The organism is Mycolicibacterium agri (assembly GCF_002553505.1).
Taxonomy (GTDB): domain Bacteria; phylum Actinomycetota; class Actinomycetes; order Mycobacteriales; family Mycobacteriaceae; genus Mycobacterium; species Mycobacterium agri.
In genome coordinates this window covers 1-1,013 of the sequence record NZ_PDCP01000225.1, presented here as the reverse complement: position 1 = coordinate 1,013, position 1,013 = coordinate 1, and the positions used below count along the sequence as shown (strand labels likewise).

Sequence of the window (1,013 nt, the reverse complement as noted above, 5' to 3'; positions counted from 1 at the left end):
CCAACGAGATTTTGAAGTCTGCGTCTGCGTTTTTCGCAGCCGAGCTCGACCGCCCCGCGACGAAATGATCGCCTACATCGATGCACATCGCGATCAATTCGGGGTCGAGCTCATCTGCCGCGTCTTGCGGGCAGCAATCCCGGGATTCCTCACCTCCCGCGGGTATCGGGCCGCCCTGACCCGGCCGCCCTCGGATCGTGAGATTCGTGATGAGCAGCTGATCGCCGACCTGGTTGAGGTGCACCGGCAGAATTACTCGGTCTACGGGGTCAAGAAGATGCATGCGGCGATGAAACGTCGCGGCTGGCACCTCGGTAGGGAACAGACCCGGCGGTTGATGCGCAAGGCGGGCCTGCGCGGTGTGCAGCGCGGCAAGCCGGTATTCACCACCATCACCGACCCGGCCGACGCGCGACCGGCCGATCTGGTCAACCGCCACTTCAAGGCCCCGACACCCAACCGGCTGTGGGTCGCCGACATCACCTTTGTGCGGACCTGGCAGGGGTTCTGCTACACCGCGTTCGTCACCGACGCAGCCACCAAGAAGATCGCGGGCTGGGCCGTCTCGGCCACCATGCGGACCGAGGATCTGCCGCTTCAGGCATTCAATCATGCTGTGTGGCAGTCGAATACCGATCTATCCGAGTTGATTCATCATTCCGACCGCGGATCACAGTACCTATCGCTGGCCTACACCGACCGCCTGGCCGAACTCGGGATCGCCCCATCGGTCGGGTCGCGTGGCGATAGTTATGACAACGCCCTCGCTGAAGCCGTCAACGCCGCCTACAAGACCGAGTTAATCAACCGCGGTAAGCCCTGGCGATGCGTCGATGATGTTGAACTGGCCACCGCCGAATGGGTGGCCTGGTACAACCAGGAACGCCTGCACCAAGCCCTCGGCTACCAGAGTCCAGCCGAGTACGAGGCCGCCCTCACCGGCACCTCACACCCCGCGAGCCAGCCAACCCCGGCACTCGCAACCGAGTAGGAACAAAACCTGGGGTAGTTCA

General features: G+C 63.1%; 1 protein-coding gene and 1 other annotated feature. The gene reads left to right on the top strand.

Annotated features, from left to right (window positions below; genetic code table 11):
• A partial coding sequence (locus CQY20_RS33910; RefSeq protein ID WP_133119212.1) for an IS3 family transposase occupies window positions 1-991 on the top strand: 991 nt, incomplete at its 5' end.
• Window positions 26-142, top strand: a sequence feature (AL1L pseudoknot). Its footprint overlaps the gene before it by 117 nt.
• Window positions 992-1,013 lie beyond the last annotated feature (22 nt).